Source organism: Paenibacillus sp. FSL P2-0136 (genome assembly GCF_037975325.1).
In the GTDB taxonomy this organism is placed as follows: domain Bacteria; phylum Bacillota; class Bacilli; order Paenibacillales; family Paenibacillaceae; genus Paenibacillus_AQ; species Paenibacillus_AQ silagei.
In genome coordinates this window covers 5,418,335-5,442,831 of sequence record NZ_CP150244.1, presented here as the reverse complement: position 1 = coordinate 5,442,831, position 24,497 = coordinate 5,418,335, and the positions used below count along the sequence as shown (strand labels likewise).

At 52.1% G+C, this 24,497-nt stretch carries 19 protein-coding genes; 14 read left to right on the top strand and 5 right to left on the bottom strand.

Features of this window, described 5'->3' with window-relative positions; translation table 11 throughout:
* Positions 1-639 precede the first annotated feature (639 nt).
* Complete coding sequence (locus NYE26_RS23065) at positions 640-2,655, bottom strand: methyl-accepting chemotaxis protein (RefSeq protein WP_339250392.1); 2,016 nt, start codon at positions 2,653-2,655, stop codon at positions 640-642.
* 610 nt (positions 2,656-3,265) lie between these two features.
* On the opposite strand from NYE26_RS23065, the gene NYE26_RS23060 reads away from it, so the two are divergent.
* The 4 genes from NYE26_RS23060 (at position 3,266) to NYE26_RS23045 (ending at position 11,113) form a co-directional block, all read left to right on the top strand.
* On the top strand, positions 3,266-3,556 hold the full coding sequence (locus NYE26_RS23060) for a CD3324 family protein (RefSeq protein ID WP_036690524.1): 291 nt from the start codon (positions 3,266-3,268) through the stop codon (positions 3,554-3,556).
* Between the two features lie 257 nt (positions 3,557-3,813).
* Complete coding sequence (locus NYE26_RS23055) at positions 3,814-5,118, top strand: replication-associated recombination protein A (protein ID WP_339250390.1); 1,305 nt, start codon at positions 3,814-3,816, stop codon at positions 5,116-5,118.
* A gap of 358 nt (positions 5,119-5,476) precedes the next feature.
* On the top strand, positions 5,477-8,212 hold the full coding sequence (locus tag NYE26_RS23050) for a glycoside hydrolase family 9 protein (protein WP_339250388.1): 2,736 nt from the start codon (positions 5,477-5,479) through the stop codon (positions 8,210-8,212).
* Between the two features lie 30 nt (positions 8,213-8,242).
* Positions 8,243-11,113 carry a glycoside hydrolase family 48 protein gene (locus NYE26_RS23045; protein ID WP_339257597.1) on the top strand — a complete coding sequence of 957 codons (2,871 nt, stop codon included), beginning with the start codon at positions 8,243-8,245 and terminating at the stop codon, positions 11,111-11,113.
* Between the two features lie 216 nt (positions 11,114-11,329).
* On the opposite strand, the gene mnmA is transcribed toward NYE26_RS23045, so the two are convergent.
* Positions 11,330-12,451: a tRNA 2-thiouridine(34) synthase MnmA gene (gene mnmA, locus NYE26_RS23040; RefSeq protein WP_036732325.1), complete on the bottom strand. Its 1,122-nt coding sequence runs from the start codon at positions 12,449-12,451 to the stop codon at positions 11,330-11,332.
* A gap of 276 nt (positions 12,452-12,727) precedes the next feature.
* On the opposite strand from mnmA, the gene NYE26_RS23035 reads away from it, so the two are divergent.
* The 7 genes from NYE26_RS23035 (at position 12,728) to NYE26_RS23005 (ending at position 19,811) form a co-directional block, all read left to right on the top strand.
* Positions 12,728-13,147, top strand: a complete 420-nt coding sequence (locus NYE26_RS23035; protein WP_036732323.1) for an Rrf2 family transcriptional regulator — start codon at positions 12,728-12,730, stop codon at positions 13,145-13,147.
* Positions 13,148-13,333: 186 nt separating this feature from the next.
* On the top strand, positions 13,334-14,011 hold the full coding sequence (locus NYE26_RS23030) for a response regulator transcription factor (RefSeq protein WP_036732321.1): 678 nt from the start codon (positions 13,334-13,336) through the stop codon (positions 14,009-14,011).
* Complete coding sequence (locus tag NYE26_RS23025) at positions 14,008-15,825, top strand: HAMP domain-containing sensor histidine kinase (protein ID WP_339250385.1); 1,818 nt, start codon at positions 14,008-14,010, stop codon at positions 15,823-15,825. The genes NYE26_RS23030 and NYE26_RS23025 overlap by 4 nt, the downstream gene beginning before the upstream one ends.
* Before the next feature lie 174 nt (positions 15,826-15,999).
* On the top strand, positions 16,000-16,686 hold the full coding sequence (locus tag NYE26_RS23020; protein WP_339250383.1) for a GDSL-type esterase/lipase family protein: 687 nt from the start codon (positions 16,000-16,002) through the stop codon (positions 16,684-16,686).
* Between the two features lie 35 nt (positions 16,687-16,721).
* Positions 16,722-18,128: an MBOAT family protein gene (locus tag NYE26_RS23015; RefSeq protein ID WP_339250381.1), complete on the top strand. Its 1,407-nt coding sequence runs from the start codon at positions 16,722-16,724 to the stop codon at positions 18,126-18,128.
* A gap of 23 nt (positions 18,129-18,151) precedes the next feature.
* Entirely contained in the window at positions 18,152-19,300 is a 1,149-nt protein-coding gene (locus tag NYE26_RS23010) for a DHHW family protein (protein WP_339250379.1), read from the top strand.
* Positions 19,301-19,340: 40 nt separating this feature from the next.
* Positions 19,341-19,811, top strand: a complete 471-nt coding sequence (locus NYE26_RS23005) for a DUF4358 domain-containing protein (RefSeq protein ID WP_339250377.1) — start codon at positions 19,341-19,343, stop codon at positions 19,809-19,811.
* Positions 19,812-19,917: 106 nt separating this feature from the next.
* On the opposite strand, the gene NYE26_RS23000 is transcribed toward NYE26_RS23005, so the two are convergent.
* Both NYE26_RS23000 and NYE26_RS22995 read right to left on the bottom strand, forming a co-directional pair.
* Positions 19,918-20,919, bottom strand: a complete 1,002-nt coding sequence (locus NYE26_RS23000) for a VanZ family protein (protein WP_339250375.1) — start codon at positions 20,917-20,919, stop codon at positions 19,918-19,920.
* Between the two features lie 634 nt (positions 20,920-21,553).
* A complete protein-coding gene (locus NYE26_RS22995; protein WP_339250373.1) occupies positions 21,554-21,898 on the bottom strand; it encodes a DUF3221 domain-containing protein in 345 nt (114 codons plus the stop codon).
* Positions 21,899-22,160: 262 nt separating this feature from the next.
* Here NYE26_RS22995 and NYE26_RS22990 point away from each other — a divergent pair, with 262 nt between their 5' ends.
* Genes NYE26_RS22990 through NYE26_RS22980 form a run of 3 tightly spaced genes read left to right on the top strand, consistent with a single transcriptional unit; the run spans position 22,161 to position 24,086 of the window.
* Positions 22,161-22,358 (top strand): hypothetical protein, encoded by a 198-nt coding sequence (locus NYE26_RS22990; protein WP_339250371.1) that lies wholly within the window; start codon positions 22,161-22,163, stop codon positions 22,356-22,358.
* The gene (locus NYE26_RS22985; protein WP_339250369.1) at positions 22,351-23,610 is read left to right on the top strand and encodes a DNA polymerase IV; all 1,260 of its coding nucleotides are present in this window, start codon (positions 22,351-22,353) and stop codon (positions 23,608-23,610) included. Before NYE26_RS22990 ends, NYE26_RS22985 begins: the two co-directional genes overlap by 8 nt.
* Entirely contained in the window at positions 23,607-24,086 is a 480-nt protein-coding gene (locus tag NYE26_RS22980) for a hypothetical protein (protein WP_036732304.1), read from the top strand. The genes NYE26_RS22985 and NYE26_RS22980 overlap by 4 nt, the downstream gene beginning before the upstream one ends.
* A gap of 6 nt (positions 24,087-24,092) precedes the next feature.
* On the opposite strand, the gene NYE26_RS22975 is transcribed toward NYE26_RS22980, so the two are convergent.
* Positions 24,093-24,497 (bottom strand): GNAT family N-acetyltransferase, encoded by a 405-nt coding sequence (locus tag NYE26_RS22975; protein WP_339250367.1) that lies wholly within the window; start codon positions 24,495-24,497, stop codon positions 24,093-24,095.

Sequence of the window (24,497 nt, the reverse complement as noted above, 5' to 3'; positions counted from 1 at the left end):
AAGGGAAAAATCCCTTTGATTCTGCTGAAATCGGGCTAGACGGTGAGATTAGAGGGAAAAATCCCTCTGATTCTGCTGAAATCGGGCCAGGTGGTGAGATAAGAGGGAAAATGCACCTGAATTCATTGGGCACGGGCCAAATGAGGGAATGAAGAGCATAAGTGCACCTGAATTCACTGGACGCGGGCCAAATGAGCGAATGGGGAGCAATAGTGCACCTGAATTCACTGGACGCGGGCCAAAATGAGCGAATGAGGAGCAATAGTGCACCTGAATTCACTGGACACGGGCCAAATGAGGAAATGTGGAGCAATAGTGCACCTGAATTCACTGGACGCTACCCAAATGAGGGAATGAAGAGCATAAGTGCACCTTACTACGCCAGATGCCGACAAAGGTAGGCGAAAGGCGAATGAAAGATGGAGGATGGGAGGTTGTCTAAAGGATGCACGGGTCGCATAGTTTCTTCCATCATGGATTAAGATTGAGTGAATTCTCCCGCTTAAACAGCGGAATGTCCCCCAAGCGCCCGCCCAAGCCGCCTCTCTAAGCTATCTATTTGTCCTCCAAGCGCCTATCCAAACATTTATCCAAGCCGCCGGATACTATCTACCACATATCATCCCCCTGGGCCTAAGCTTAAGCCTTATCCTTCGCATCGAACTGGAAGCGCTCCACCTGTCCCTGCATGTCCGCAGCCATACCGGAGAGTGCCGCAGCGGAGGAGGTGATCTCCTCCATCGAAGCAAGCTGCTCCTCGGTAGCTGCGGTTACGCTCTGGAAGGAGTCGAGCGCCGCCCGGGCGATGGTGGCCATCTCCTGGACGGAAGCGGCTACTTCGGAGCTGCTGGCCGACATTTGTTCCGTAATGGCGGAGACCTCATGGATCTGCTCGCCGACCTGCCGGGTGGACTGCTCAATCTGCCGGAAGGCTTCACCTGCCTCCAGAGTAAGCGCCATGCCCTGCTCCACATCCTCTGCCACCTTATGCTTCATCACATCATAAGCGCTGGCGATCAGCCCCACCATCTCGGAGATGGTCTCCTGAATCTGCCCGGCACTGCTATTCGTAGCCTCCGAGAGCTTGCGCACTTCACCCGCCACTACGGCGAAGCCTCGGCCGTGTTCTCCGGCCCGGGCCGCCTCGATGCCGGCATTCAGCGACAGGAGATTGGTCTGCTTGGCAATGGCGGAGATCGCCGTGCTGGTCTCAGCGACTCTGGTGCTTAAGCCGTTAAGCTCAGCGATCAGGGTGCCGGACTGCTGTACCGATTCGCGGATCGTTTTCATCTGCTCCCCCACCTCCTGCATTCTGGAGCTGCCGGTCGAGACATCCGTTTCCGTAAGTATAGCGGCGCTCACAATCGCCTCTGAAGCAGAAGCGATTTTCTGGATGCCGATGGACATCTCCTCCATCGTTGTAGCGACTTCGGCGGAAGCATACGCCTGGGTCTCCACGCCCCGGGTGGATTCCTCCACCAGCTCCGTCACATACTCGACTGCCTTGCTGTTCTCGGCCGTGCTGGCTGTGAGCTGTTCACTGGCAGCGGCGAGCTGGCCGGAGGTCTCGGCAACCTCCTGCACCATGGTGCGCAGCGAAGAGACCATTTCATTATAATTGCCGGCAAGCTGACCGATCTCGTCCCTGCGGCTGGTCTGGACGAATTCATCCAGATACCCTTCGCTTACCCGCTTGGCCGAACGGTTCAGGCGTTCTACCGGCCCGGTTATCCGGCGGATAATCAGGAAGGTAATTACTGCAGCGAGCAGCAGCGCAACCACGAGAACGATAGCTGATTTGTACAGAATCGGGTAGACCGCCTTCGTATATTCACTCTCTGGAAGCACTCCGGCCAAGGTGAAGCCGGTCAGCTCATTGGTAATGTAGTATCCGTCCATTTGCGTATCGGCTGCAGCATCCTTGTAGGAGATTTTACCCGCCGGTCCTTGCTTAATTCCTGCTGTCATTGCGCCTGTGGCTTCCGATGCAATCTCCATGGCAGGGTGGTAGATCACCTTGTTATTGCCGTCCAGGATGAAGACATATCCGCTATCGCCCAGACTGACATTCTTCGCCAGCTCCATAAGCTCCTTCATGCTGATGCTGATCGTAACCGCACCTTTACCGTCCGGAAAAGCCTTAGAGATCGGCAGAATGTAGCTGTTCGTTACTTTGGAGAAAATGGGATCGATCACCGATGTTGTCTCCGGGGTCTTAAGTGCATCTATGTACCAGTCGCGTATGCGGGGATCATAATTGTCCAGCTTGGAATCCGGCGCGAACATGTATTTCCCGTCCTCGTTGCCTATTGCCACGATATCTACCTCAGGATGCTCCAGCTTGAAGTTGTCGATCAGCTTGCGCAGCTGTGGAGAATTGTTCGTTAGCCCCGCGCTGCTCATCTCGTATGCCAGCTCATTCACTCCGGCGCTCTCCAGCAGAATCAGCTGCGACAGTGTTTTATCCAGAAGGTGGATGCTGGAGCGTGTGGTGTCTTCCATTTTGGAGCGCAGAGCCGATTCTGAGGTTTGTGTCGATATGGCCACCAGAGCGAGCGAGGGCAGTACAATGGCTGTAATGATAAGCAGCATCAGTTCAGTTCTGAGCTTCGTGATACGGAATAGGCGCTTTAGGGGGTTTTTCGGTGTTGGCATGGAAGTTCCTCCTGAATTTCTGAATGGATGGACGTTAAAATTTATTTCCATATCTCGAAGTAACTAGATATTTTAATATATATTTCGACAGGGATCGACTAAATAATTAGTTTTTCGTCAAAAAATGTACTCCAATATTTCTGCAATTCTCCCTCTTTCCAAAGGAGTTCGCGTGCCAGCCTTCAGGTGGAGAACGATTATAACTATTCTTGAACTTGTAACCCGGGGCGGCCTGTGGCTTAATAATAAGTGTCCGGCCGGGCAAGATTACTTCTGGAAGGAGGCTGAAGATATGTTTTCAGAATACGAGGTGGTTTCCGTCTAAGACGGAGACCTGTTAAACGGGAGGCCGCGAGGCCTCCTTATGTATAATGAGCGAACACGAGCGGATATGTAATTCCGGTTACTACAATATAAAGAATGACACTGACCAACCACTGACAGACCGCTGATCCATAATGAATGTAGACGATAACCGTAGGGTTTAATATAATGAATTTAGGTGATTTACCAAATTTGAGGAGAAGAAAGGAGGCAGGTGGAATGATTATTCAGAACAGTACAGTGATCGGACTGAACGGAATACACCTGTTGAAGGAGGAAATTGAACGTGAGTTACGTCAATGGAAAGGATGTGCTCCCCCCGGGGCTGCTCGAAGAGCTGCAGGGTTACATACAGGGTGAGCTGTTATACATCCCGAAGAAAGCGGAAGAACGGGTAAGATGGGGCGAGAACAGCGGCTCCCGGCAAGAGATTGCTGCCCGCAACGAAGAGATCTTCTGTAGTCACAGCAGCGGCTGCTCGGTGAACGAGCTGCAGAAGAGATATCACTTATCCGAAGAAAGCATCCGCAAGATCATTTCAAAAATGCGGCAAACGCGGCTGGCGATGAACCGCTAGTCTGGAACGGATATGAGTTCTAATTATAGAACAAAGAGCATGGCTCCCGCCGGTGGCGGCGGGGTCATGCTCTTTTTAAAAATAAAAGAATTTATAGGTTGCACACGATAACTTATCCTTCTATTTCTCGCTGAAACGGTACCGTCCTTTAAAAGGACGGCAAAGCCGTTTCTACTTGCGTTTGGGACAGGTATGGTATGATAGGAGAAGTGTATGTATTCTATTGAAATCTTAGATGATAGCAAGGAAGTGTAAGGATGGATTTATTCTCGCAGGGTGAAGACAACGGGAGCGGACGGCTGCTTGCAGACCGGATGCGGCCCGGCAATCTGGATGAATATATCGGACAGGAGCATATTGTAGGCAAGGGCAAGCTGCTGCGCAGAGCGATTGAAGCGGACCAGGTCTCTTCGATCCTGCTGTACGGGCCTCCGGGCTGCGGCAAAACCACTCTGGCCCATATCATATCGCATCACACCCAAGGTGAATTCGTGCGGCTGAATGCAGTGGAGGCTTCGGTTAAGGATGTGCGGGAGGTCATTGAACGCGCACAGAGCAATAAGGCGCTGTACGGCTCGAAGACGATTCTGTTCCTGGACGAGGTACACCGCTTCAACAGCTCCCGCCAGGATGCGCTGCTGCCGGCCGTGGAGAAGGGGACGATTACCTTCATCGGTGCGACCACAGAGAATCCGTTCCATTATGTGAACGGGGCCTTGATGAGCCGCTCGACCTTGTTCCAGCTGGAGTCCCTGACCAGCGGGCATAGCCTGATTGCGATGAAGCGGGCGCTTGCTGACGAGCAGAAGGGCCTCGGCTTCATGGATCTGAAGGCAGACGAAGACGCGCTGCTGCATATCGCCGCGATGGCGAACGGCGATATCCGCCGGGCCTTGAACGCCCTGGAGCTGGCGGCGATGACTACGGCCCCTGAGCGTGACGGCAGCGTGCATATTACGCTGGAGGTAGCGGAGGAGTCGATCCGCCGCCCGATTGTCAAAGCGGACGAGTCAACACAGTACGATGTGCTGTCCGCTTTTCACAAAAGCATCCGCGGCTCCAGCGACGCCGCCCTGTTCTGGTTCCTCTACGCGGTGGAGAAGCTGGGAATGGACCCGATGACCTTCATCCGCCGCCTGATCGCGGCCAGCAGCGAGGATATCGGCCTGGCCAACCCGCAGGCGATGGTCCAGGCGGTCAGTGCGCTGGATGCCTACCGCAATAACGGCTGGCCGGAGGCAAAGCTGAATATCGCGCAGGCGATTCTGTTCGCCGTAGAGAGCCCAAAATCAGACGGGGTAGTGACCGCTATCGCCAACGTCATGAACAGTCTGGAGGATCTGAAGTCGGCCGAGGTGCCGCTGCATTTGCGGGATACACACTATAAAGGTGCGGCCCAGCTGGGCCATGAGGGCTACCAGTACCCGCATAATTTTCCCGGCCATTATGTGAAGCAGGACTATCTGCCGAAGGCCATCTCCCGCAAGATCTTCTATCAGGCCACCGAGCAGGGCAACGAGGCCAAGATCCGCCATAACCAGCAGCTGCGGCGCGGGCAATAGGGCTTCGATGATAGTTCGTGCCGTCTGTTCCAGCCAACTGTACATTTTACAAACAGAGAGCAGTCATTCTCCATAACTGGAGGAGGCTGCTCTTTTTGACGCTGTAAATATGATAAAAATGGAAATATTTTGACAAAAAACCGGTATTCTCAGAAAAATATAATGTAAATATATAGAATTAATTTACTGTATGTGGTATATGTGTAGGTGGGGGTATTTTACCTTAATTTGTAATATGGAGGTGGTAAATGGAACGTGCTCAAATACTATGTCTAATTATGGACACTGGGGAGGTATTTGTGCGTGCCTGAGTCCTGAAGGACTGAACAAGCAAGAAAACGAAGGGAGATGAGTAAGGATGAGTCAAAGTAAACGGAAGACCGGCTGTATCGCTTCACTAAGTCTGATGTTAGCCTTCACCATTGTATCAGGGACGGCTGTCCGCCCGTCTGTCACCGAAGCGGCAACCGCCGGATTTAATTATGCAGAGGCACTGCAGAAATCGATTTATTTCTACGAGGCCCAGCGTTCGGGTGAGCTGCCGGCGGACAACCGCGTGGAATGGAGAGGCGACTCGGGGCTGCAGGATGGTGCTGATGTCGGCCATGACCTGACGGGTGGCTGGTATGACGCAGGGGATCATGTCAAATTCGGATTTCCGATGGCGTACACCGCGACTATGCTGGCATGGTCGGTCTATGAATACAAGGATGGTTACGTGCAGTCCGGACAGCTGGAGGAGATTCTGGACAATATCCGCTGGGCCACAGACTATTTTGTGAAAGCGCATACTGCACCGAATGAGCTGTGGGGCCAGGTGGGTAACGGTACGGCGGACCATAACTGGTGGGGACCGGCGGAGGTCATGCCTATGGCGCGCCCGGCTTACAAGATTGATGCTGCACATCCCGGCTCGGACCTGGCTGGTGAGACTGCCGCCGCCCTTGCCTCGGCTTCCATTATTTTCAGGGATTCAGATGCCGCCTATGCGGACAAGCTCCTGCTGCATGCCAAGCAATTATACAATTTTGCCGATACGTACCGGGGAGCTTACTCCGATACCATCACTGACGCCAAGCAGTATTACAATTCGTGGAGTAGTTACGCGGATGAGTTAAGCTGGGGCGGTATCTGGCTATACCTGGCGACCGGTGAGCAGACCTATCTCGATAAGGCGATTGCCGCCAGTGATCTGTGGGGCACCAACCAGGCTGGTGACTGGGGCTACCAATGGACCCAATCCTGGGATGACAAGCATTATGGTGCGCAGCTCCTGCTGTCCCGCATCACCGAGGACCCGAAGTTTATCCAGTCCACGGAACGCAATATGCAGTTCTGGACGACCGGGGTGAACGGCACCTCTGACCGGGTAGCGTATACTCCAGGCGGGCTGGCCCATCTGGATCAATGGGGGGCGCTGCGGTATGCAGCCAACCATGCTTTTCTTGCTTTTGTCTATGCAGACTGGGTTACTGATCCGGTGAAAAAAAATACCGCCCAGGCCTTCGCAGAGCGCCAGATTAACTATATGCTGGGCGATAATCCGCGTAATAGCAGCTATGTCATCGGCTTCGGCGCGAATGCACCTGAGCATCCTCACCACCGTACCTCACACGGCTCCTGGAGCGACAGCCAGACCACTCCGGCCAACCACCGGCATGTGCTCTACGGCGCACTCGTTGGCGGCCCCTCCAAGACCGATGCTTATACCGATGCGATCAGCGATTATGTTTCAAACGAAGTTGCAACCGATTACAATTCAGCCTTTACCGGCTCTCTGGCCCGGATGATGATGCTCCACGGGCAGGGGCAGAGCCCGCTTGCGAACTTCCCGCCGGCCGAAACGCGTGAGGATGAGATGTTCACGGAGACTTCTGTGAATGCCAGCGGCAGCAATTTTGTGGAGATCCGCGCGGTTCTCAATAACCGTTCGGCATGGCCTGCCCGCTCCAGCAGCCAGCTGTCCTTCAACTACTATCTGGACATCAGTGAGGCTGTTGCCGCAGGATATGGCCCCGGCGATATCACCGTCAAGGCAGGCGGCTATAACCAGGGAGCCACCGTCTCGCAGCTGCTGCCTTACGATGAAGCGAACCATATCTACTATACCAAAGTAGATTTCTCCGGCACCCCGATCTATCCGGGCGGACAGTCTGCTTACCGCAAGGAAGTACAGTTCCGGATTGCAGGACCGCTGAATACTACCTTCTGGGACAACAGCAATGACTTCTCCTTCAAGGGAGTGGCTGCGAATGCTTCAGCGGCAACGAAGAACCCGTATATCCCGGTATACGATGCAGGTGTCAAAGTGTACGGCGAGCTGCCTTCCGGCGGCGGAACACCGGGTGAACCGCAGGTTCCGGCCCGTCCGTCCGGCCTGCAGGCCGTGCCCGGCAATGCAAGTGTAGCCTTGAGCTGGACTCCGGTCAGCGGTGCTTCCAGTTATACGGTCAAGCGCTCTCTGGTGAGCGGCGGACCGTACACTACAGTGGGTACGGCAACCGCAGCGGTCTACAATGACAGCGGGCTGACCAATGGTGTGGACTATTATTATGTGGTGACTGCAACGAACAGTGTAGGCGAGAGTACAGCGTCTGCCCAGGTGACTGCCAAGCCGCGCGAGATTACTGTGCCTGCCGGCGCTCTGCGTGTGCAGTACCGCACCAATGACACAAGTCCCGGGGATTCCCAGATCCGCAGCCAGTTCCGGATTGTCAATACGGGAACCGAGGCCATTCCGCTCAGCGGCCTTAAGCTGCGCTATTATTACACCGTGGACGGGGACAAGCCGCAGGAATTCCACTGTGATTACGCCCAAGTCGGCAGCGGCAATGTGAGCGGAACCTTTGGGAAGCTGAGTACGCCTGTGGCACTGGCCGATTCGTATTTGGAGATTTCTTTTGCCGCAGGGGCAGGAAGTTTGGCTCCGGGAGCAGACAGCGGGGAGATTCAGGTGCGCTTCAACAAGTCGGATTGGACCAATTACAATGAGAGCAACGACTATTCGTATGGAGGAAGCCAAGCAAGCTTCGCGGATTGGGATAAAGTCACGCTGTACCGTGCAGGAACACTTGTCTGGGGCCTCGAACCCTAAACCATACCAGAGAGGAAGTATGCCGAAATGATGAAGCTAAGTTCATTCAAGAAACCGCTTTCTATCGCGCTGAGTGCTGTCCTCACCTTGTCTCTCACCAGCGGGATCATCAATTTCCATCCGGGAACCGCCAAGGCGGAATCGGTGGAGAAGACCAGATTCCTGCAATTGTATGACCAGCTGAAGGACCCGGCCAGCGGGTATTTCTCGGCTGAAGGCATCCCGTATCATGCGGTAGAGACCCTGCTCAGCGAGGCGCCCAACTATGGGCATATGACTACCTCCGAGGCCTATAGCTACTGGATGTGGCTTGAAGTGCTGTACGGCCATAACACCGGGGACTGGAGCAAGCTCGAATCAGCCTGGGACAACATGGAGAAATACATTATTCCGATTAATGAAGGCGACGGCGTGCAGGAGCAGCCGACCATGAGCAGCTACAACCCGAACAGCCCGGCCACCTACGCCTCGGAGCTCCCTCAGCCGGATCAGTATCCAAGCGCGCTGAACGGCAAGTATACCCCGGGGAAGGACCCGCTCGATGCAGAGCTGAAGTCCACCTATGGCAATAACCAGACTTATCTGATGCACTGGCTGGTGGATGTGGACAACTGGTATGGCTTCGGCAACCTGCTGAACCCTACCCATACCGCCAGTTATGTGAACACCTTCCAGCGCGGAGTGCAGGAATCGGTCTGGGAAGCAGTAGGCCACCCCTCACAGGATAACAAAACGTTCGGTAAAGCCAATGAAGGCTTTATGAGCTTGTTCACCAAGGAAAATAGCGTACCTTCAGCACAATGGCGTTACACTAACGCTACGGATGCCGATGCACGCGCTGTGCAAGCCATGTATTGGGCTAAGGATCTTGGCTATACCAATACGGTCTATCTGAACAAAGCCAAAAAAATGGGCGATTTCCTGCGTTACGGCATGTACGACAAGTATTTCCAAAAGATCGGCAGTGCTGCTAACGGTTCGCCGCAGCCGGGAACCGGTAAGGATTCCAGCCAATACCTCCTGGCCTGGTATACGGCCTGGGGCGGTGGTCTCGGAACCGGCGGGGACTGGGCCTGGAGAATTGGCGCCAGCCATGCGCACCAGGGGTATCAGAATGTGGTTGCAGCCTATGCGCTGTCCACCGCAGCCGGAGGGCTGATTCCGTCTTCGGCGACAGCCGGAACGGACTGGGGCAAATCACTGACCCGCCAGCTGGAATTCTACAACTGGCTGCAATCCGCCGAAGGGGCGATTGCGGGCGGGGCCACCAACAGCTACGGCGGCTCGTATAGCGCTTATCCGGCCGGTAAAAGCACCTTCTACGGCATGGCCTACGAAGAGGCCCCTGTGTATCATGACCCGCCGTCCAACAACTGGTTCGGGATGCAGTCCTGGAGTATGGAGCGGATGGCTGAGCTGTACTACATCCTGGCTTCCAGCGGGGATACCAGCTCAGACAATTTCAAAATGGCCAAACGGGTCATTGAGAACTGGATTAACTGGTCCAAGGATTATGTCTTTGCAGACAGCCGTCCGGTATCGGATGCTGCGGGCTATTATCTGGATCAGCAGGGCAACCGGATTCTGGGCGGAACCAATGCGCAGGTTGCCACTGTTCCCGCACCTGGCGAGTTCTGGCTTCCAGGCAATGTGGAGTGGTCCGGCCAGCCGAATACCTGGAGCAGCTTCAGCTCTTTTAACGGTAACAGCAGCCTGAAGGCAGTGACCAAAGACCCGGGGCAGGATACCGGCGTACTGGGCAGCTATATCAAAGCCCTCACCTTCTTCGCCGCAGGGAACAAAGCAGAGCATGGCAACAATACTGCGCTCGGCGGAACCGCTTCACAATTGGCCAAATCCTTGCTGGATACGGCCTGGGGCTACAATGACGGGGTGGGCATTACGACACTTGAGAAGCGTGCGGATTATTTCCGTTTCTTCACCAAAGAGGTATACTTCCCAGCGGGCTGGACAGGTACCTTCGGCCAAGGAAATACCATACCGGGCAACGCTACCGTACCTTCTGATCCGGCCAAGGGTGGAAACGGAGTGTATGCGAGCTACACCGATGTGTATCCAGATATCAAAAATGATCCCAAGTGGAGTTATCTTGAAGACAAATACAATACCTCCTACAACAAAACCACCAAGACTTGGGAGGGTGGCGCACCTGAGTTCACCTATCACCGCTTCTGGTCTCAGGTGGACATGGCTACGGCCTATGCCGAGTATGACCGGCTGATTAATAACGGCAGCGGCCCTATGCCAACAGCTACCCCTACAACCACGCCAACGGCTACACCGACAGCTACACCGACAACAGTGCCAACAGCCACACCGACAGTCGCACCGACAGCTACACCGACAACAGTGCCAACCGCTACACCGACAACAGTGCCAACGGCTACACCGACAGTCGCACCAACCGCTACGCCTGCCGTAGGGAATCTGGTTGTTCAATACCGTACAACGGATACGAACGCCACAGACCCGCAGTTCCGTCCGCAGCTGCGGATTGTCAATAACGGGACCACAGCGGTAGACCTCAGCAAGGTTAAGGTACGGTATTACTACACGATTGACGGCGAGCGGGCACAGCAGTTCAATGTCGATTATGCGGCTCTCGGCGGCAGCAATGTGCTGGGCAGCTTCGTGAAGCTTGAGCCTGCAGTTACAGGAGCGGACCACTATGTGGAGATTTCCTTTAGTGCGGGCGCGGGCAGTCTTGCTCCGGGTGCGAATACCGGCGAGATTCAACTGCGCGTTAACAAGAACGACTGGAGCAATTACAATGAGGCTGACGATTACTCCTATGATGCAACCAAAACGTCTTTCACAGACTGGAACCGGGTGCCGCTGTATCTGAACGGTGTGCTGGTCTGGGGCGTTCAGCCGGAATAAGGCTGAAGCCTTGTGAGTCAGCCCCGGCGTGACTCCGTGTCCTGACCCATCAATGACGAAGAACCTTCAACTCCACGCGCTGTGGTGTTGAAGGTTCTTTTTTAAGCGAAATAAGAAACTGTATGCGAAAAACCGAACATAATGGGGTAGGCACCAGCACTGTTCACCCGTTAGAAAGTTTTTCTTTAGTAGGGTAGCTCTCTGGCTGGGGTGCAATCAGACCTGCGCCAGTGGCGCGACTTTGTCGGCCGTCTCGATGGTTCCGCCGCCAAGACAGGTCTCGCCCAGATAGAAGACCACGGCTTGTCCGGGCGTAATCGCCTTCTGCTGAACGTCAAAGGCCACATGGACGGTTCCATCGGCCTGCTTCGTCAGCGTAACGCCCTGATCCGGCTGGCGGTAGCGGAACTTGGCAGTACATTTCAGCGGCTCATCACCAAGGGTGTCCGGATCAATCCAGTTCACCCCTGAAGCTATAAGACTGGTCGAGTACAGGCTGATGTGCTTCTCACCTTGCACCACATACAGGGTATTGCTTGCCAGATCCTTCTCGGCCACGAACCAGGGTTCACCTGTCCCCGAGCCGCCGATACCAAGCCCCTGGCGCTGGCCCAGCGTGTAGTACATGAGGCCGTCATGCCGGCCCTTCACTTCGCCCGTAGCGATATCGACCATATTGCCTGACTGTGCAGGCAGGTATTGGCTGAGGAATTCGCGGAAATTGCGCTCTCCGATGAAGCAGACGCCGGTGCTGTCTTTTTTCTTCGCGGTATAGAGTCCGGCTTCCTCGGCAATCCGGCGTACCTCCGGCTTCGGCAGATGTCCGATCGGGAACATGGCCTTCGAGAGCTGGTACTGGTTCAGCGCATTTAGGAAATACGTCTGGTCCTTGTTGTTGTCCACACCGCGCAGCAGCTTGAACAGGCCGTCTTCTTCCACGACCCGGGCGTAATGCCCCGTAGCGACATAATCTGCGCCAAGCTGCAGTGCTTTGTTCAGGAATTCGCCGAACTTGATCTCGCGGTTGCACATCACATCCGGATTCGGGGTCCGGCCAGCCTTATATTCTTCAAGGAAATAGGAAAAGACTTTATCAAAGTATTCCTTCTCGAAATTAACGGTATAGTAAGGAATATCGATCTGCTCGCAGACGCGGCGCACATCCTCGGCATCGGTCTCGGCCGTACATACGCCGAACTCGTCGGTATCATCCCAATTCTTCATGAAGATGCCGATGACGTCATATCCCTGCTGCTTCAGCAGCAGCGCTGTAACAGAGGAATCCACTCCGCCCGACATCCCGACGACGACCCGGATATCCTGATTAGCTTTTGTCATCGTGATCACCATTTTCTGTACACAAAATACCGGCGTTCTCACTGAACACCCGGCTCATTGTGTATTATAACATACCTGTCTACCCCAAACGAGGACACTACTGCTATGAAATATAGCGAAAAACGGTCCGAAATTGACAATTTGTCCACCAGTGGAGAACAAAATCGTGAATTATTGCCGTTTGCTGTTTCAAATGTGTCCATAGATATGATAACATAAGCTGAGAGCAGACATCGGAATACATTGATATGCAACTAAACCGAAAGAGGTGCCCCTTTGAAAATCTCAACCAAAGGACGTTACGGATTAACCATTATGATGGAGCTTGCCCTGAAATTCGGCGAGGGGCCTACATCACTTAAGAGCATCGCCGAGAAAAACGGACTCTCCGAGCATTACCTGGAGCAGCTCATCGCCCCGCTGCGCAATGCAGGCCTGGTGAAGAGCATCCGCGGAGCTTACGGCGGTTATATTCTGTCCCGCGAGACCAACACCATTACCGCCGGAGATATCATCCGCGTCCTGGAAGGCCCGATCTCCCCGGTAGACTTCACCGAAGAAGACGACCCGGCCAAGCGCGACCTCTGGCTGCGCATCCGCGACAGCATCGCCGATGTGCTGGACTCCACCACCTTGTCCGACCTGATCAACTTCAAGGAAGAGAGCCAGGCGGATAATTACATGTTTTATATATAAAAATGTCTTTAAATCGTCCTTCTCAAGAAACTTGGGGAGGATCTTTTTTTATCTCGCTGTCTTTTTATTTGATCTGCAGTTCATCTGCATATGATCTTTATCTGTATAGGGTAACCTTATTGTATACTTTGGTAGTTCTATGCGTTTTATGTTCCTGGTTCTACAAAAAAAGGGTGAGGTTATCATATGTCAAAAACAATATTGATTGTGGAAGATGAAAATATTCTACGTGAAATTATGAAAGATTATCTGCTGGAAGAGGGATATCGCGTGATTGAAGCCATTGACGGAAAGCAGGCAATCTCGTTATTTCAGGAGCATGAGGTGGACTTGATTTTGCTGGACATCATGTTGCCGGAATTGGATGGATGGTCCGTATGCAGGCGAATCCGCAAGACGTCGAATGTGCCGATTATCATATTGACGGCCCGTTCGGATGAGGACGATACGTTGCTGGGGTTCGAGCTTGGCGCTGACGACTACGTGACCAAGCCTTACCGCCCGCTCATTCTGTTGGCCCGGGCCAAGCGGCTGCTGGAGAGCAGGCATACGCATGAGCATGAAAGCGACAGGGTGTCCGGCGGAGGCATTTCAATCCATTTTCCATCCCGGACCGTTTCGGTTGACGGCAAAAGCTCTGATCTAACGCATACGGAATTCGAAATATTAGCCTATCTACTGCAAAACAAAGGGATCATTATCAGCAGAGAGCAGCTGATTACGAAAATTTGGGGATATGATTTCGCGGGCGATGATCGTACGGTTAACAGTCATATCCGCAATTTGCGTTCCAAGCTGGGGGAGCATGCCAGGCAGATTGTTACGGTTGTGCGTTCAGGATATAAATTTGAGGAAGAGCTATGAAAAAGGGGATTGTGCTTAAACTGTTCCTGCTGACAGCAGGATTGTGCCTGTTCCTGATCGCCGTTATTTTCATCTTGCAGACCGTATTTTTCAAACAGTTCTACGTTCATCAGAAAATAAAAGACGTTAACGCGGCACTTCAGGCTTATGAACAAGACTACCTGGATCATGGCTCGAACACGCAGGAGATGGCCAAGCTGGAGCAAGACTTTTTTCAAAAGCATAACACCTGGATCACGGCTTTGGACTCCCGCGGAAATTTAAAGTTTGCAGATGATTTCTTCATGGACATTAAGCTGGATCATTCGGACGAACCGGCGCTTGCTGATACAACGATAACCGTGCCGCTATACAGTTTTATTAACGTAGAGGACTTCAGCAGCAATCAAACGTTCCTCACTCCCTGGATTGAAGAAGGGGGAATGATCGCCATGGAAGGCTTAATCATCAACAATCAGCCAGTGATCCAGCGGATGGGAAGGATTCGTGCCAATCTGAGAGATGAGAGCCGGCTGGAGAATCATCAGATGGTGAGCAAAGAGTACGAGGTACTGGGCCGATTGGGTGCGGTCCAATATCGTGAGCAATATTCCACCTTTCTGGTCACAGGAACGATTACGAAAGTCCGGGTGCCGGAAGGGGCTGGGGTCTCGCGTTACACCAATCACCTGTTTCTGGACCGCATCAAAGCTTTTCAGGCGGATCTGTTGTACGGTGACTTGAAGGATGCCGCGAACGCAAAACAGGTTATAGATGTTGAAGAAAATCACGTGAACTACAAAATTATCGTGGACCACACCCGGGATCGCGACGGAAATCCGGCATACCTGTTTGCGATGACATCGCTGCAGCCGGTTAATGAAGCCGCTGGGATCATCAACGACTACTATGTGTATATCATTATTGCGGCCTTGCTGCTTGTACTGCTGACATCGTTTTACTACTCCCGTCAGATTGCCCGCCCGTTGCTGCGTATCAGCCGTACCACCCGGCAAATGGCAGAGCTCGATTTTTCGGAGAAAATTCCCGTCACCACGAAGGATGAAATCGGAGACTTGTCGGGCAACATTAACGAGCTTTCCGAGCGCCTGCACTCGCATATTCTCCAGCTGGAGCAGGACATCGAGAAGGAAAAGCAGCTGGAGCATACGCGGAAAGAATTTATATCCGGCGTATCGCATGAGCTGAAGACTCCGTTAAGCGTCATTCAGAGCTGCCTTGCCATTTTGAATGACGGGGTTGCAAGCCATAAGCGGGAGCATTATTTTGCGGCGATGGAAGACGAGGTCGGCCGGATGAATGTGCTGATTGACGATATGCTGGAATTGGCCAAATATGAATCGGATACTTATAAAATGGACACCGGCTCGTTCTCTATCGATGCAGTCATCAACCGGGTGTGTACTAAATTAACGCCGGATTTTGCAGCCAAGCAGCTACTTCTCCACACTTCACTTATCCCTGCCCAAGTCCAGGGGAACGAGCGCCGTATAGAGCAGGTCATCGTCAATTTCCTGACCAATGCGATTTCGTATACGCCGGAGCAAGAATCTATATATGTCAACGCTTCGGAAGAGAGGGACACCATTCTAATTTGTATCGAAAATAAAGGCGCCCATATCCCCGATGAGCAGCTGGAGAAAGTATGGGACCGTTTCTACCGCGGTGAAACCTCCCGCCACCGGTCTACTGGTGGGACGGGTCTTGGTCTTGCCATATCCAAGAAAATTTTGGAGATGCACGATGTGCCTTACGGCGTGAACAATACCTCCGATGGAGTGATTTTTTATTTTCAATTGAATAAAAAGGCGTAGCAATACGGAAGAAAGTGCAGACCTTGGTTCTGCGCTTTTTCTTTTGTTCTTTTTTGATACCGCCTTGATATCCTCTGCACTTGTTCTGCATCTCTCCCTGTTACTCTTTCTATCAGAGAGGGGCAAGAGCCTTACTATCTTTACCTAATTTTATATAAAGAGAGGACCATGTTCATGTTAAAAAAAATCATTTCAACGCTAGTTATAGGCAGCACCGTACTCACCCTGGCAGCATGCGGGAGTGGACAAAACCCGCAAAGCGCGACGTCTCAGCCGCAAGCCAATGACACAGCTCAGGTGGAGAAGTCAAACCAGACTTCCTATAAAACGATATTTAAGAACAGCGTATTTCTGGGAGATTCGATTACAGAGGCACTATCTTACCATGACATTCTGGACGAGTTCAATGTAGTGGCAGGTGCCGGAAAGACTACCGAGCTATCTCTGATGAGTGGAGATGTGGACAAGCTGGCAGAGCGGAAGCCGCAATATGTATTTATCATGCTGGGGTCCGATGATATCCTGTTGCCGCCCCAAATTACCGATAACCCGAAGCAGTATTCGCTGAAGTTTTACGCCGAATTGATCGACAGTATCAGGGAGAAGCTTCCGGAGGCATCCATAACGGTTTTGCCGGTCACTCCGGTCACGCCAGAGGCTGAACAAGTGGAGCCACGTTACAAAAATATCAGCGATTACAACCAAGGCTTACAAGAGCTGGCGGACAAGCAGCAGGTTGGATTTGCCGATTTATCTTCGATCTTTGATGACGGCCAACATTTGTATAGCTCGGACGGCATTCATTTTAAACCGGAATTCTATACACGTATGCTCGATTTGCTGAAAGATCGGGTGAAATAACATGCAGCCAGGTGAAGCTCTGGAGGTGACGGGGATTGGTTTTTAGCAGCCTTATATTTGTATTTCTCTTTCTGCCGGTCACCCTGCTGATCTACTATATCTCGCCTATGAGGATTAGAAATGCTGTTCTGCTCGCCGCAAGCCTGATCTTCTATGCATGGGGCGAGCCCGTCTACATTTTCCTGATGATCTTCTCGACGATATTCGACTATGTGAACGGGGTTCTGATCGATAGATACAGGCATCGTAAAGTGATTGCACGCGGAGTGTTGATCCTGTCCATGATGGGCAGCCTGGGGATTCTTGGCTTCTTTAAATACGCGGGCTTCGTGTTCGATAATATCAATTCGCTCTTTAACCTGCATTTGCAGGCAGCAGATCTTCCGCTTCCGGTGGGCATATCGTTCTACACGTTCCAGACGATGTCTTACGTAATCGACATTTATCGGGGGAAAGTGAGTGTTCAGAAGAACCTGATCTCCTTCGGCGCCTACGTAACGATGTTTCCGCAGCTTGTGGCGGGACCGATTGTTAAATATGAAGATATCGCGGGACAGCTCGCTAAGCGCACAGTGACGTTGGAGCGTTTTGGCGAAGGAGCGGAACTATTTATTAGGGGGCTTGCTAAAAAAGTATTGCTTGCCAACAATATCGGTTTGCTGTGGACAAGCGTCAAAGCGGTGCCTGCGGGGGAGCTGTCGGTTCTTTCTGCATGGCTCGGCATTGTCGCCTTCACGTTTCAAATTTATTTCGATTTTAGCGGGTATTCGGATATGGCACGTGGTCTGGGTAGAATGTTCGGGTTCGAATTTATGAAGAACTTTGACTATCCTTATATTTCCAGGAGCATTACGGAATTTTGGCGGAGATGGCATATTTCGCTCGGTGCCTGGTTCCGTGAATATATCTACATCCCGCTCGGCGGGAACCGGGCGGGTAAGCTGAAACAGCTCCGAAACTTGGCGGTGGTATGGTTTATAACCGGATTGTGGCATGGAGCGAGCTGGAATTTTATCATTTGGGGCTTATATTTCGGTCTCTTTGTCACACTTGAAAAGCTAATTCTCTTGAAACAGCTTCAGCGCTTGCCTGTCTTGGTAAGCCATGTCTACACCCTGATGATCGTGATCATCGGCTGGGTATTTTTCGAATTTGAACAATTGCCCGCAGCCCTGACCTTCATCGGAACGATGTTTGGTGCCGGAACACATGGATTCGCTGACAACCGGGCGCTCTACGATCTGTCGGGGAATGCCCTGCTGCTGCTGATCCTCACGGTTTGTGCCACTCCGTTACCCGGCAAAGCCTTGGCCCGTATCCGAACCAGATTTGCCCGGTCCGGCACGATTGCCACGCTTGTCATCTACTGCATTTTCATCGTGGCCTCAACAGCGTATCTGGTCAATGCAACGTACAATCCATTCTTATACTTTCGTTTTTGATGTTTTTGCTGGAGGTGATTTGATTGAAGAAATACGACCAAGTCTATTACCGCGCACTCGCCATTGTACTGCTTATGTTTACCGGGGCGGTATTGGTTGTCAATATTCTGACCCCGGGAAAGGTATTTTCCGAATCAGAGAACCGGATGCTGCAGCAGCTCCCGGCCTTCTCGCTTCAAGCCTTAGAATCAGGCAAGTTTACTTCCGAATTTGAAGCGTATCTATCGGATCAGTTTATGGAGAGGGACTTTTGGATTGGACTGAAATCTGACGCGGACCGGGGATTGGGAAGGAAAGAGAGCAACGGGGTTTACATCGGCAAGGACGGATACTTAATTCAAAAATTTACTCCTCCCGGGGAAGGAGAGTTGGAAGACAAGGTGAAAGCCATTCAAGCCTTTGATCAGGCTACGCCTGGTCTGCGCAAATATATGATGCTGGTGCCGACGGCAGCTTCCATACTTGAGGATAAATTGCCGCCTTATGCTTCCGGGGGCGGTGAGAGGGTCTATTGGAACAAGATAAAGGCTTCTGATCTCGGGAATATTCACTGGATCGATGTTTTCCCCGCGCTGGAGGCGAACAAGGAGCAGCCGCTCTATTACAAAACTGACCATCACTGGACGACCAAAGGCACTTTTCTAGCCTATCGGGAGCTGGGTGCATCCATAAGTTTTACCCCCAAGAACGAAGACGATTTCAACATTCGTGAGGTCCCCGGTCAGTTCTACGGATCTTTGTATTCGAAAAGCGGATTCAGGCACGTACAGCCGGATTCTATAGAGCTGTATTATCCCAAGAGACCGGCGGCCCTGTCCGTGGATTATGCCCACGAACAGCAAAGTGCGGATTCGATGTACGTTATGGAAAACCTCACAAAGAAGGATAAATACACTGTTTTTTTCAATGGGAATCATAGCCTGATCCGCATAACAACCGGACATACGGAAGGGCGGAGACTGCTTATTGTTAAAGATTCGTATGCCAACAGCCTGATCCCTTTTTTAACATCGCATTTCAGTGAAATTGATGTGGTAGACCTCCGTTATTATGATGGGGATCTACTGAAGCTTACGGAAGAACGGCAAATCCGCGACATGCTGATTTTGTATAACATCACCACATTTGTTGAAGATCCATCTATTACATCATTAGCAGATTCTGTGGAATAATCCATAAAGGGGTTGAGTAACGATGTTTCCGGGAAAGAGAATGAAATACTTAGTTGTCCTGGCTGCAGTCATGAGCTTATGTGGCATTCTGATCGGATGCTCCAGTAAGAAGGAAGACGCCAAGGATGTTCCTGTCCATACCATTGAGGAGCGTATCAAGCAAGCGGCTTCTATGGAAGCCATGGAAAAAGGGGATATGAACAGGCTTAAGAAGCTCTATCATTTTAATGTAGAGGAAGTTCAGGATTTTGTGCTCTATACGGCAGAATCGAACGTCGAAGCAAATGAGCTGGCCGTGATCAGGGTGAAGCAAGAGAATCAGGCGGAAAGCGTTAAGGAGAAAATCATGAAAAGAATTGAGGCTCAAAAGGTCAAGCTGAAGGACTACCGTCCTGAGCAATTTTACCTCGTCGAAAAGCATATATTAAAGGTCAAAGGCCCATATATTTTGTTTACGGTCTCCAAGAATGCGGAGCAAATCGAAAGTGCGTTTAACGAAGCGCTTAAATAATCTCATTCACAAATGCGAAAAAGACCCCTCGGGCCATCCACGGCTTGGAAGGGGCACGCATAAGTTTCTATCTGCAGGAGCTATCTGGCTAGCGGGCCTATTTATTTTATCCCCCGCCCAACAGCCGCTGAAGCCGCGTTGCCAGCTTTTGGCCGGCATTGGCCTCTACGAGCGTAAGGTCCCACAATACCGCATGGGTTCGAGGGTCGGCAGCATCAGTTTTGACTGTAAGGGTCAGCTCCTGTTTGCCTTCAAGCGGCACCTGAAAAGACAGCGGCTGATTCTCGCCTGGTGCGATATTCACATCCAGGGAGTAAAGCTCTTCTCCGTCGGCGCTGATCATGACGCTGCTGGTGCCGCTGCCCTTAGCAGGGATAGCATCGTCAGGGACGCCGAAATTCCCGGTTAACTCCTTATACTGTCCATCCAGGCGCAGTGAGAACTCGTGGAGTCCCGGATGATTAGGGCTGTACAGATTGATAGCTGGTTCGATCTGTTCTTGGGCCATAGTGAAGCTGTTGAGCCTTTGTTCCCACTGTATTTTACCACGTTCAACAGGGAGCTGATCCAGCGCCCTGATCTCCCCGCGGCCATGCTCCAGATAATAATTGATACCGCTCACGGCGGAGTAGACAAGTAGTGTCAAGACCGCGCCTGAGGACAGGAGCTTGAGCATACCTATTGGCGCCCACCGGTCGCGGCGGATCAGCCGCTGGGCGCCGTAGCCGACAGCTGCACCGAGCGTATTAACGACGATGTCGTTAATGTCGAACGCACCCAAATGGGTCACCATCTGAATCAGCTCTACCCCGGTGATGGCTGCTATGAAGACCAAGAGGAACGGCAGGAACCGGGAGCGGACCAGTAGCGGAATGAATAGCCCGAACGGTACGAAGGCCAGATAGTTACCCAGGCTGAAGACCCAAAGCTCCGAATAACCATAGCCCGGAAATATCAACGGAATCCCGTCAAAAGACAGGTGATACCGTAAGCCTGTCTCCGGCAGAGCCGATGAGCGGTTGAAGCCGACAAATAAGAAAAACAGAGTGAGACCCGTGTACAGAACCAAACCGGTCCAAACGGCCGTCCTCGTTTTGCCTTGAAGCATGATGGTTAACCTCTCTTTACCGGTAGTTTATGTCCCTTGCAGAGGACAAAGGAAGTATAAGCTATCTTCGTTAGCCCAAGCAAGGCGGACAGTTGCAGTCCAGCCCCTCAGTAATCGAGCTTCCTCTATCCACACACATTAATGTGTTAATCGTACTTGCAATCCATCCAATGCCTATTCTTTGGGTGTGGCCAATAACAGCACCAATGTTCTGCTCAATACTGCCAGTGTTACCGGACCCGTGACCTTTTCCGGCGTTTCGACTGGATAAAAGAAAAAAAACCTGTCAGCCTTAATTGGCCGGCGGGATTTTTTATACTAGATCAATCCATTCATCCTCTATTCTCCTTGATCAGTGTATGCTCATACTCCGACGGGGTTCGGTCTTAATGGGACGGTCGGCTCGGCGTTACGGACTGAGACGCGCTTATTTCGAAGGAGAGTCACAACTTGGGCAAGTTGCGGACACCACGGCCCTTATTAACGAATATTCCGCTCCTAAACGTTCTTTAGAGAGACAATAAGGTCCACTCGGTCCGTTACTCCGCAAGAAGTTCCTGTTTCTTCAAATTAACGGCTCTCTGGTCCGTAAGGAACCGAAGTAGCTCGGGGCCCCTTGCTTGGCTTGCAGGCTTCATTGCTCAATTTTTGATTTTACAATTTTGCTGGCGGTAACTTGTGCCGGAAACGAATCATCACTTGTTTGATAGAACACTTCAATTTCTTCACCCTTTTTATATTTAGAAGGTGAAACTCCATTTACCCAAATGGCTTGAGAATACATATTAGTTTCTAGAACTTCCTTGTAATTCTTATTCAAGTCTTCTTCTTTCAACTGAGCGATTACCAAGATCCTTGTATTCTCTACATCTACTGTGTGTACCTTCCCTTTTAAAACATTATCCCCCTTGCTACAGGCGGCCAGGGCTAACAAAAAAACGAAAATGAGAGTCGATTGGAGACTCGCTTTTAGAAGCATGGACGTTCTCCTTTGAAGGGGTATGAGATTATTCAATATTTCCTCCTTTTGGGTTTCAGTTCCATCTAGGGAATGCGGTGGAATTCCTGTTTGTTCCAGCTTTTCTCTATCTCTAAATGTTCCTTCCCGGTTCTAACTATCCCCGACTCAGCATACCCTTATCTTAACGGGAACATTTGTTCTATTTTACCATTGCTTAAAAATCTTAATCCTGGTTATAATACAAACAAATGTTCTTACTTAAGCTCGGAGGCGATTAGTCATGAAGATGAGCATCGGCCAAACCATAGAAATCATATACCTGGACAAAGCGGGCCAGATTACGCAGCGGAAAATTGAAGTGCGCGGCATTCGTGACGGCCGCATACGTGCCACCTGTCTGAGTACCGGCCAGCCCCGTGTATTCCTAACCGCCAATATTCTGTCGTGGCATCCGGTACGGGGGCGGAGGTATGCCTAAGGACCGGATTATTCTGCTCTCGGACTGCCAGTCCTTCTATGCCAGCGTCGAGAAGGCGGCCCATCCCGAATATGCGGATCAGCCTGTCGCTGTGGGTGATCCGTCGCGGATGAACGGGATTGTGCTGGCCGCCTGCCCGCTTGCGAAATCCTATGGCGTAACTACCGCATCACGCGTGGGCGAAGCCCTGACGAAATGCCGGGATCTCGTGGTCATCCGGCCGCGGATGGGGACGTATATTCAGGTCTCGCTGCTGATCTCAGAGATCTACCAGGGGTATACCGATCTGGTGGAGGCGTTCAGCATTGATGAGCAGTTCCTGGATGTGACCGGTTCTCTGCGCGTGTTCGGAGGGGATTTGCCGGAGCTGATTTACTCGATCCAGCAGCATGTTCTGTTATCTACCGGAGTGTGGACCCGGGTGGGCATCGGCCCGTCCAAAATCCTCGCTAAAATGGCCAATAATTTCGCCAAGAAGAAGGCAGGCGGAACCTTCCGGCTGGATTACGATAATCTGGACACAGAGCTATGGCCGCGCCCGGTGCATGAAATGTTCATGGTGGCGGGCCGGATGACCAAGAATTTCTATCGTATGGGCATTACGACCATTGGAGATATTGCCCGGATGGAGCTGGGCGAGCTGAAGCGGAGAATGCGCAGCACCCTGGGCAAGCAGAGCGATATTCAAGCGGAATATTATTGGCAGACCGCACGCGGCATCGATCCCAGCCCGGTGGTCACCGGGATACGCCATGAGATGAAGTCTGTCGGCCATGGAAAAGCGCTGCGCTGGAATCTGTATACCCGGCTGCCGGAGATTGAGGTGGTGCTGCTGGAGCTGGTGATTGAGGTCTGCCGGCGGGCGCGGAAGTACCGGTACATGGGGGCGGTAGTGTCTGTTGCGGTAGTAGAGACAGACGGCAACACCTCGAATGCCTACAGCCGGCAGACGACACTGCCGGAGCCTTCGTCGTTAACCCATGAGGTGGCAGCGGCAGCCTACCGGCTATTCGTGGATCATTGGAGCGGCTTGCCGATTAGCCGGTTGACTATCTCCATATCCCAGCTGACAGATGACAGCGTGATGCAGCTGACCTTGTTCGACGACCGGATGCGGAGCAGTAGCAGAGAACGGGCTATTGATCAGATCAAGAACCGGTACGGAAGCGGGGCGCTGATCCGCGCGTCTTCTTTGCTGGAGTCTGGGGTTGCTCTGGAACGGGCGCAGCAGATTGGGGGGCACTATAAATGAGCAAGCTAGACGGAAATGAGCGGTGGAAATCCAAAATGTTAATGACAGAGCATGTCCAGCAGTATGAGCAGAAGCAGGGGACAGAGGGCAGGAAAATGATTACGGTAGAGGAGCGGACGATGGTGCGTGACCTCATTCTGCTTCCTTACCTGGATACGATGGTCAGCAAAAGTCTGAAGGAGCTTGAGCTGTCCAATAGTATTCTTAAGCGGGCTTTCATGCTCGCCGGCCAGGCGATTCAGCAGCGTATTATGCAGGATACCTACCAGCTCCAGAAAGAGCTGAAGCAGCATAATATCCGGGTGCTGGCCGATGAGCAGGAGGAGTTCCTGGTGTATTACAAAATCTTTTGCCGGGGCTATCAGGAACGCTTCGGACTTACCCGGGATGTGATGCGCACCGAGATCAGCCTGCGGCTGACCAGGTACACGGCGGAGCTTGGAGCCGGTCTGAAAAACCAGCATTTGAGCAGTTAGTATCAGCTATAGCGCTTTGGTGAAGAAAATCTCCAGCGGCTCATTATCCGGCAGCAGGCAGCCTGAGTCCCGGTAGCCCAGTTTCCGGTAGAAATGCTGTGCCTCTTCACTCGCCATCGAGGAGGTCATAACCTGCTTATGGCCCATGGCCTGCATCGCTTGCTCCCAGTGCTGCACCGCCTGTCTGCCAAAGCCTGCGCCGCGATAAGGCTCATCAATCCACAGCAGATTCATGAAGGGGATCTGGTCCCAGAAATACCCGTACCGCAGCCAGCCAATGTCCAGGCTACCCTCGCTCAGTATGTAAATCTCCTGCTGGTTTATTTTAGAGAGAAGAAGTGAGTTCAGGATATGGCGGTCACGGCTTGCGAGATAATCATAATCGGCTTCAGTTGCGGTTCTCATGTTCAT